The sequence below is a fragment of the Microcoleus sp. PH2017_05_CCC_O_A genome (genome assembly GCF_020738785.1).
Classification (GTDB): domain Bacteria; phylum Cyanobacteriota; class Cyanobacteriia; order Cyanobacteriales; family Microcoleaceae; genus Microcoleus.
In genome coordinates this window covers 1-9,015 of sequence record NZ_JAEQCB010000190.1, presented here as the reverse complement: position 1 = coordinate 9,015, position 9,015 = coordinate 1, and the positions used below count along the sequence as shown (strand labels likewise).

The window sequence follows — 9,015 nt, the reverse complement described above, 5'->3', positions numbered from 1 at the left end:
TGTTGGTGGGAATTAAAGATTGTTGGTAAAACCTGCCTCTACTATTCAATTACCAATTACCAATTACCAATTACGAAATCTTCAGAAAAGTCCCGATCGAAAAAAAAAACTTAGTATTACAGCTTAACGCGAGTTATACTCCTATTGGAAAGACTGCGATCGCCCAAAAATCCCGAAATCATCGCCCAAAAATCCCGACATAAAAGTTTATGAGCAACATTTCCCCCCCTGAAAGGGCCGCCGACAACCCCGAAGCAAAAAAACTCAGTTTCTCCACAAAGTTAGCATACGGCGCGGGAGACCTCGGCCCCGCAATTACTGCGAATGTGCTGGTGTTTTTCCTGCTGTTTTTCTTTACCAACGTGGCGGGTTTGGCTGCGGGGACTGCTAGCAACATTTTGCTGATCGGCAAGGTTTGGGAATTGTGGGGGTTTTGAGCGATCGCACCTCTCACCCCTGGGGCCGCCGCTATCCTTGGATGGTTTACGGCGCAATTCCTTTCGGCATCTTCTTCTTTTTGCAGTGGATTGTTCCCAGCAAAGATCCTACGATATTGTTTTGGTACTATGTGGCGATCGGCATATTGTTTAACACAGCCTACACCGCCGTCAACCTGCCTTACACCGCCCTCACCCCAGAATTAACCCAAGACTACAACGAACGCACTAGCCTTAACAGTTTCCGGTTTACTTTCTCGATCGGCGGCAGCATTTTGTCATTAATTATCGCGCAAATTATCTTTGCCTTAGTTAAAGATGACACCCAAAAATACTTAATATTAGGCGCCATCTGTACAGTAATTTCAGTATTGCCTTTGTACTGGTGCTTTTTCGGAACCCGAAAACACGTCCTCTCTCAATTGCAAGACAATCCCGTAGAAGACAATTCAACCTCTTTGCCGATAGGAGAACAGTTGCGGATTGCATTTAACAATCGCCCTTTTTTGTACGTAATTGGAATTTATCTCTGTTCTTGGCTGGGAGTGCAATTAACTGCTTCGATTTTGCCTTACTTTGTCATCAACTGGATGAATCTGCCGCCAGCAACTTTTACCCAAACTGCGATCGCAGTTCAAGGCACCGCACTCGCCATGTTATTTGTTTGGAGTAGAGTTAGCGAACGCTATGGCAAAAAAGCTGTTTATTTTATGGGCATGAGTTTGTGGATTATCGCCCAAGCCGGACTGTTTTTCCTACAACCCGGACAAGTCGTCCAGATGTACCTGTTAGCAGTTATGGCTGGTGTGGGAGTTTCTACTGCTTATCTTGTACCTTGGTCGATGATACCGGATGTGATTGAACTCGACGAACTCCAAACAGGCGAAAGACGCGAAGGCGTGTTCTATTCGTTTATGGTGTTGCTGCAAAAAATTGGTTTGGCGATCGGCTTGTGGTTGGTAGGTCAAGCATTAGAACAAGCTGGATTTCTCGCTACTGTTCAGGGACAGGCTGCGCCTGTACAGCCCGATTCTGCCCTGTTCGCGATTCGAGTTGCGATCGGGCCACTGCCCACAATTGCTTTAATCTGCGGCATGATTCTTACATATTTCTATCCGATTACCCGCGAAGTTCACGCAGAGATTTTGTTGAAACTTCGAGAAAAGAAAGCACATAATCTGTAATATTCAATAGACTTTAATTGCATTTGTGCGCTCTCTAATCAGCGTTAATGAGCGGTTGTTGTATCAAGGGAATATTTATGCAATCCAAGTCTAATGAGTATCACAAAATAACACTTGTCAAAAGCTCATACGGCTGAGATTCCAGAACAATTATCGGATTGCTTGCCAACTATTTGTATCCTCTTACCCGAAAGAATTGGTTGAAAGCCGGAACCCTTGTATGGAGAAATTAAAATCCGACTATTCATTAATCCAATCCTCTTCCTTCCTTTGTCAAGTGCTGTCCCAAGTCAACTGTCAACTGAATGAAGAACGTGTTATAAACCTCTTTCATCGGTTAATCCCAAAAAACACCCCGTTGCGGGTTTCCGGCTAATATTGATATAGCTCTCATAGTAGGATGGCGAATCATAGCGATGGTTTTAGCAAGAGTGGAAAAGCCCAGAAACCCCATGTTTCAGCGACAAAACATCACATCGCCCAGCGCCATCCGCCCGGTAGCAAAACCCAGAAGCCTTGAGTTTTTCCAAATGTCGATCGACTTTGTATTAACAAAATATTAATTTTTATGTCGTTTGCCCATTATATAGATCCGTGGGTGATATAATGTTAGCGCAGTTTAATTATATAAACTTAAAAAGCAATCCAGATCTTAAAAAAGTTGACAATTAAAAGATAAAGACAGATTTTTGTCGGAAATTGATTGGATTAGTTGTCGTTCCACAAATCGGCCCAATGGTGTTAATTATATCTACGTATAAAATGCAAAACTTTTTAGCCGATCGGTTCGTGGGTAAGTTAACAGGTAGTGCTGCTATTGGTGGCGATCTCAAAAATGGCAGAGATGACAAGGCAATACCAGGGCGATCGGCCCCCCGCGTGTGGCGTAAAATTGTAAAATTTTGGTAAAGTTATGGCGCGAGCTGCGGTGAAGGTCAGGGATACCAGAAAAACTTGGTAGAGTCACCGATAAACCAGGAATACAAGCAGAACACAGCCGCCAGAAATACAGTCGGAGACAACTCTCTCTTGAGTTAGTAAAACAACATTTGCAGCCGGCACAAGATATGAATTTAGTTATTTTTGTATATTATGTGAAAGTAGTGAGAACTATTGGCAGGAAATAGAACCAACCAACCCAGAATCTCCTGTGATATCCTGAAGTCAAGGGTGAAAGTATCAACCAGAAGGCTCGCAGAACCAAGCTGATTTTACCAAAACAATATGAAAGAGGTCAACATGGAAAAAGAACATGACGCTCATATCGTACCAATTAGCAACCAGAGCAGACAGGTGCAGCAATTTCCCGTTGACGAGGGAGAAGAGTTAAGCGGGGCACCCCAGAAAGGATTGAATCTAAAGCCCTTGTTCAGGACTTTTCAACGACAAGCCCTAGTCATCATTGCGATTGTAGCCCTAGCAGGCGGTGCAGTTTATTATAAGGTCAAGGGAGGCAAGAAAACATATCAAGGCGATTTTCGGATACTGGTGGAACCCGTGACAACGGAGGCAAGACTTACCGACGCATCTGCCCTCGCCAATCGCGGTGAGGGGGGTGGAGTGCCTAATCGAGAATTTTTTAGTTTGGACTATCCAACTCAGCTTCAAATTCTCCAGAGTCCTCAGATGCTGTCGGCTATTACCAAACAAGTCCAACAAAAATATCCAAAAATGACCGAGGAACTTCTTAAAAAAGGATTACTCGTGTTGCGCCTCGGAGAAAATGAGTTGACGCAAACTAAAATTTTGGAAGTTCGTTTCCTCGGGCAAGAGCCTGACTTAGTTCAGTTCGTTTTAGAAGAAACTAAAAAGAAATATTTAAAGTACAGCCTTGACGAACGCAAGACTCGCATTGGTCAAGGTGTTAATTTTATTGAAAACCAGCTTCCGGCACTCAACAAGCGCGTAAATGACCTGAAGTCTGAGTTACAGATGATACAGCAGCAGCAAAAAATTACCGATCCTAAAGAACAAGGCGCGCAATTGATCGTGCAAGTTCGCGCTATGGAAACTTTAGAGTTAGAAACTCAAAGGCTACTCCAGGAACAGAGAATGCTGTACGCTAACTTGCAAAAACAATTAGATTTTACACCAAATGAAGCTATTGCGGCTTCAGCTTTAAGTGAAGAACCTCAATATAAAGAGTTGCTGACCAAGGTTAAGGAAGTAGAAGGTCAGATTGCTGTAGAAACAGCTCGTTTTAAATCTGCTAACCCTATAGTAGAAGCTTTAGAGCGCAAGCGGGCAAATTTAGTAGCTTTGCTCAACAAGCAAACCGATCGCATTTTGGGGCAAAATTTGGTAGGCTCTCAAGCCAATTCTAAAGTTCAGAATTTTCAAAACTCGATTCGCATAGGCTTGATCAAACAATTGGTGGATACTGCGAACCAAGTTCAAGTCTTAGAAGCTCGCAGTCAGGCGATCGCCCAAAGTAAAGAAGAGTTGACCCGAAAATTAAGAGATTTTCCGATTGTAGCTCGTCGCTACAACGAACTGCAACAGCAATTAGACATAGCCTCCACCAGCCGCCAGCAACTTTTAACTCAGCGGGAAACTCTGCGCGTCCAAGCAGCCCAAAGCCAAATACCTTGGGAAATTATTTCTCAACCCCAGATACCCAAAGATATCAAATCAGGCAAATTTATTCCAGTTGCATCGAAAAGTACAAACAACTTTGTGATGGGAATTTTTGGAGGACTCGTGTTCGGTCTGGGAGCGGCTATTCTTATTGAAAAAATCCGCAATGTTTTCTACTGTGCTGATGACATTAAAGATGCGTTTGATGCGCCTTTATTGGGAGTAATTCCTCGTGACAAAAATGCTAAAAAATTTCCGCCTTCTATTGCTAATGCCTATGCTTATCTTGAAGGCAAACAGGGGAATCATAAAAATGCTTCGGAATTTATAGAAGCTTTTGACTCTCTTTATACTAATATCCGCTTTCTTTCTTCAAATCGAACGATTAGCTCTTTGGTAGTTGGTTCGGCTACAGTTGGCGAAGGCAAATCTACCGTTGCTTTAAATCTAGCCCACGTGGCAGCGCTGGCGGGTCAGCGAGTGCTGTTGGTAGACGCGAACTTGCATTCACCCAGCCTGCATAGGCTGTTGGAACTGCCTAATGTCAATGGATTGAGCAACTTGCTCGAAAATAAAAATGAACCGGATGAAATTATCCAGCGATCGCACCTAGCAGATAATCTGTTTGTATTAACAGCCGGTATTCCTGTCCCCGGTACTGCCAGACGGCTTGCCTCATCTCAAATGCAGTATTTAATGGAAGAACTGCACGCAACATTTGACTTAGTTATCTATGATACGCCACCGCTGGTTGACAGTAAAGATACGAATTTTTTAGCAGCGCGCACAGATGGAATACTGATGGTTGTATCAGTTCGCCAGGTGAAGTTTTCTGTAGTCAAAACAGTTTTTAGTCAATTAGAAAATTTTGGCATACCCTGCTTGGGCACCGTTGCTAATCACCCCACCAAAGGCAAGAAGTATCAAATATCTAAATCATCATCACTTGTGGAAGATAAACATGAATATTTGAATTTGGCACCAGTACCGTCAGGCATCCACAAACTAGCTCCCAAAAAAGAATGAGATTCTGTTGACTGTTGACAGTTGACTGTTGACAGTTGACCGTTGACAGTTGACCGTTGACAGTTGACAGTTGACCGTTGGTATAAGAGTAAAAAAGATGACCCACCCCAAAATTTTACACTCCTGTTCAAGTTCCCAGATTCTCTGCGCTGCAAGTCAATCTCAAATCTAAAATCGGCTGGTAGCGGACTAATTCGCATCTGGCTTGGTAGGAAATGTGACAGTAAAATTAGTCCAGCCCTTGCTGCTTTCAACCTCAATTTTTCCCTGTAACTGTTCCACAAGTTTTTGAACCAAAGCTAAACCCAAACCTGTACCTCCTTGTTTCCAGGGATCGGCATTGGGAACTCGATAAAATTTATCGAAAATTCGAGGCAATTCTTCGATCGCAATGGAAGATTGATTGCTGAATGTAAATTGAATTTCCGAAGCCCTAACACTTGCTTGTGCGGAATTTTTCCCGCTTTCTGCTTTTTCCCCGTCTCCCTTTTTGCACTCAACTTTCAAAGAGATTTCGCCCTCATTGGCAGTATACTTGCAGGCATTGTTGAGGAGTTCTGCTAAAATCCGTCCCAAACTAGCGCGGTTGGAACTGATCGTGGGGAGGTGGCGATCGCACTCTACTCGCAAATGCTGGTGGCGGTTCTGGGCTCGCGTGTAAAACGGGTCGATAATCGTAGGCAGCCACACATCTAAGTTTACTGGTTCGAGGTCAATCGGACAAGTTGCTGCTTCGAGCCGCTGCAAATCGAGCAAAGCATTAATCAAATCGGTTTCTCTAGTACATTCTGTTTCTAAAATTTCTAAATAAATCTGGCGTCGGTCTGGGGTGGGAGAAATTCTCAGCATATGAATAGCCATTTTCATATTAGATAAAGGCGTCCGCAATTCGTGAGAAACCGTGCTGAGAAATTCATCTTTTAGAACGTTTAAATGCTGGAGTTCCTGCACTTTTTGTTGCAATTGGGTGGTGCGTTCTTGGACTTGGCGTTCGAGGTCGGCATTGAGATTTTGTACTTGCTGGTAGAGTTGGGCTTGCTGAATGGCGATCGCGATTTGAGTTGCCAGTTGCAGCAGCAAATCCAATTCCGAAGCCTGCCACTTCCGGGATTTGGAACACTGATGAACCCACATCATCCCCCACAAATTGCCGTCTTGCAAAATTGGTACAATTAAATAAGATTTGATTTGCGCTTGCTGCAACCGCGCATATTTTTCGGCACTCAAACTAGCTTTGTCGATGTCTGAGACGGCATAGATCTCCTGTTCGATCGCAAATGCAGCTTCCTGCCAAATATTGTCTGGCATGATTTCTCCCAAGATAGAAGACCACTTGGGGGCAACGGATTCTGCCACAAAAATGCCAAAATTGCTCGACTCCCAACGCACGATCGCTACTCTGTCGGCTTGCAAAACTTGCCGGACTTCATCGACGCTGGCGTTGAGAATTTCTTCGAGGTTTAAGGATTGGTGAATCCGGAAGGAAATTTGAGTTAACAGCCGATCGCGCTGCACCTGTTCGTGGAGTTTGGCAGTCCGTTCGCGCACCTGCTGTTCCAATTTAGCATTGCGGCTTTGCAGCAGTTCCAATTTTTCCGATTGCAGTTGATAAACCGACTGCTGCAACTGTTTGACAACTCGGTACATTTCGGTCGGATCGAGAACTCTGAGCAAGCTGGTTTGAGTAATAATTCCCAGCAGTTCTCCGCGCCCGCCGCACACGACCAACCGCTGCACTTGTTGCTGCTGCATTTGTTTGTGCGCCGTCCACAGGGAATCGGAAGGTTCCAGAAATTGCAGGGGAGTTCTCATGACTTTTTGAGCTGGAGTTTGCTCGAAATTTAGTTCGAGATACTGTGCTTGCACGATGTCGTATTCGGTAACAATTCCCAAAGGTTGGTGAAAGGAATAGTGAAAAACGGAGGTAGAGTCCTCTTTGGGCTTCTCCATTGTTAATTCTTTGTTTTTGGTAATGACTACGCAACTGACTTGATGCTCGGACATCAGTTCGCTGATGCTCAGCAGCGAGGCGGTGTGGGGCGCTGTAATTGGCGTAGTCATCAATTCTGCTACCCGCCGCAATTTGAGAATGTTGGAAGGTTGCAATACTTGGCGAATTCTTTCCCGCGTCAGCACTCCTACCAAGTGCCGGAATTGATTGACAATAGGCAAATAGCGAATTCGGTGCTGGCGAAATAACGATAAAGCGGTAAACACGTCTTGATCGTCGGATTCTGTGAGGGAAACCGACACGGGGGACATGACTTCGGCAATTGGTATTTTGTGGAGGGCTACTTTTTGCAGGCTGTTTATTTTGCCAGAAGCAATCAGCCTCACTAAGTCGGCGGGGGTTAATATGCCGATTAACAGCCCGCGACTGGGGTTTTCGGATAAGTTGCCTGTGGTGATAGTCTGCTGGTTCTGCACGACGAGGACGCAGCGGGCCCGCACCTTGTCCGGCGGTGATGATTCGGTCATCGCCCCCTTGTCTGAGGGTAAAGGCCCTTTGACTAGGGGACAACTGTTTTGCAACTGACTCATCAGGGCGATCGCCACTGCTAAGGAAGTTTCTGGCCCGGCAGTTAGGGGGTAGCGGTCGATCGCTTGTTCTAAGGCTGAGGAGTAAAAGGGCGGGTGATAAAAGGGCATAGTTAATTGCAGGTGATCGGAGGACGGGTAATACCATTTTCGATTTTTGATTTTCGATTGGGAATAGCTTATTACATAACGGTTTGGAGCTTCCCTAGAGTTGCATTATTTTGTGAAAATGGTATAACAATTGGGCAAAGCCTTAGGTAAGGGCCCAAACACCTCGCCTGTGGTTGAATTTTAAATAATAGACTTGCTGCTATACAAATCCTAGACAAGTCTAGACATTTGCTTCTTAGTTCATCGGGAGCATGGGAGCGGTTATCCCTCGGTAAGCTTTCACGATGAAAGCCAAGCGCGATAAATTAATTGCTGCGTTCAAATCCCTGTCCATCGAATGACCGCAATTTCCACAGTTGTAAGTCCTTTCTGCCCGTGGCATATCTTGAATATGTCCGCAGTTTGAACAAGTTTTACTCGAAGGAAACCAGCGATCAGCAATGATTACTTCACAGCCAAACTTTTTAGCTTTGTATTCCAGTTGACGTTTGAATTCATAGAATCCACAATCCGCGATGACTTGAGCTAGCTTGTGATTAGACAGTAACCCAGAAACATTTAAATCTTCTACTACTATCGTTGCGTGGTTTTTGCCTAAGTAAGTAGTAATTTGATGGAGAGTATTTTTTCTGAGATTCGCTACTTTAGCATGATGTTTTGCTAACCTTTGTTTCGCCTTAAATCTATTGCTAGAGCCTTTCGTCTTTCTCGATAATTCCTTTGACAGTCTACGCAACTTACTGAGATGCGTTTTGTAATGCTTTGGGTTAGGGAAAACAACTCCCGTCGAAAGGGTTGCCAACTCTTTAACTCCTAGGTCAACACCCACGACATCGTGTTGCTTTACAGTTGGTTCATGCTCCTGTTCGTAGGCAAAAGCAATAAACCAACTGTCGGCGGTACGTGAAATAGTGATTGACTTACAGGTAGTGTGAGGCAATCCTTCGTAGGTTTTTACCCAACCGATTGTTGGTAGCTTTATGGACGTACCACCTACCGGGATTGGTTTACCACCTGCATCTATCGTGAAAGAATCATGATGACCCTTTTTCTTGAATTTGGGATATCCAGCTTTTTTTGAGAAAAATAAGGAGAAGGAATCACCAAGATTGTCGAAAGCATATTGAGTTATCTTCTGGCAA

Annotated in this window: 4 protein-coding genes and 1 pseudogene; 3 read left to right on the top strand and 2 right to left on the bottom strand. The window is 44.3% G+C overall.

Annotated elements, in window-relative coordinates:
- Positions 1-209: 209 nt before the first annotated feature.
- The 3 genes and pseudogenes from JGK20_RS30405 to JGK20_RS30395 all read left to right on the top strand — a co-directional run bounded on the left by JGK20_RS30405 (position 210) and on the right by JGK20_RS30395 (position 5,224).
- A pseudogene (locus JGK20_RS30405) lies at positions 210-1,621 on the top strand (MFS transporter).
- 762 nt (positions 1,622-2,383) lie between these two features.
- Entirely contained in the window at positions 2,384-2,530 is a 147-nt protein-coding gene (locus JGK20_RS30400; protein ID WP_293175215.1) for a hypothetical protein, read from the top strand.
- A 315-nt stretch (positions 2,531-2,845) separates the two neighbouring features.
- A complete protein-coding gene (locus JGK20_RS30395) occupies positions 2,846-5,224 on the top strand; it encodes a tyrosine-protein kinase domain-containing protein (RefSeq protein WP_293175213.1) in 2,379 nt (792 codons plus the stop codon).
- 189 nt (positions 5,225-5,413) lie between these two features.
- Here JGK20_RS30395 and JGK20_RS30390 read toward each other — a convergent pair whose 3' ends face one another.
- A complete protein-coding gene (locus tag JGK20_RS30390) occupies positions 5,414-7,873 on the bottom strand; it encodes a CBS domain-containing protein (RefSeq protein ID WP_293193037.1) in 2,460 nt (819 codons plus the stop codon).
- 235 nt (positions 7,874-8,108) lie between these two features.
- A partial coding sequence (locus tag JGK20_RS30385) for an RNA-guided endonuclease TnpB family protein (RefSeq protein WP_293233257.1) occupies positions 8,109-9,015 on the bottom strand: 907 nt, incomplete at its 5' end.

Coding starts and splice junctions, on each gene's coding strand:
- JGK20_RS30400 (WP_293175215.1), top strand. CDS start 2,384: ATGCAAAACTTTTTAGCCGATCGGTTCGTGGGTAAGTTAACAGGTAGT.
- JGK20_RS30395 (WP_293175213.1), top strand. CDS start 2,846: ATGAAAGAGGTCAACATGGAAAAAGAACATGACGCTCATATCGTACCA.
- JGK20_RS30390 (WP_293193037.1), bottom strand. CDS start 7,873: ATGCCCTTTTATCACCCGCCCTTTTACTCCTCAGCCTTAGAACAAGCG.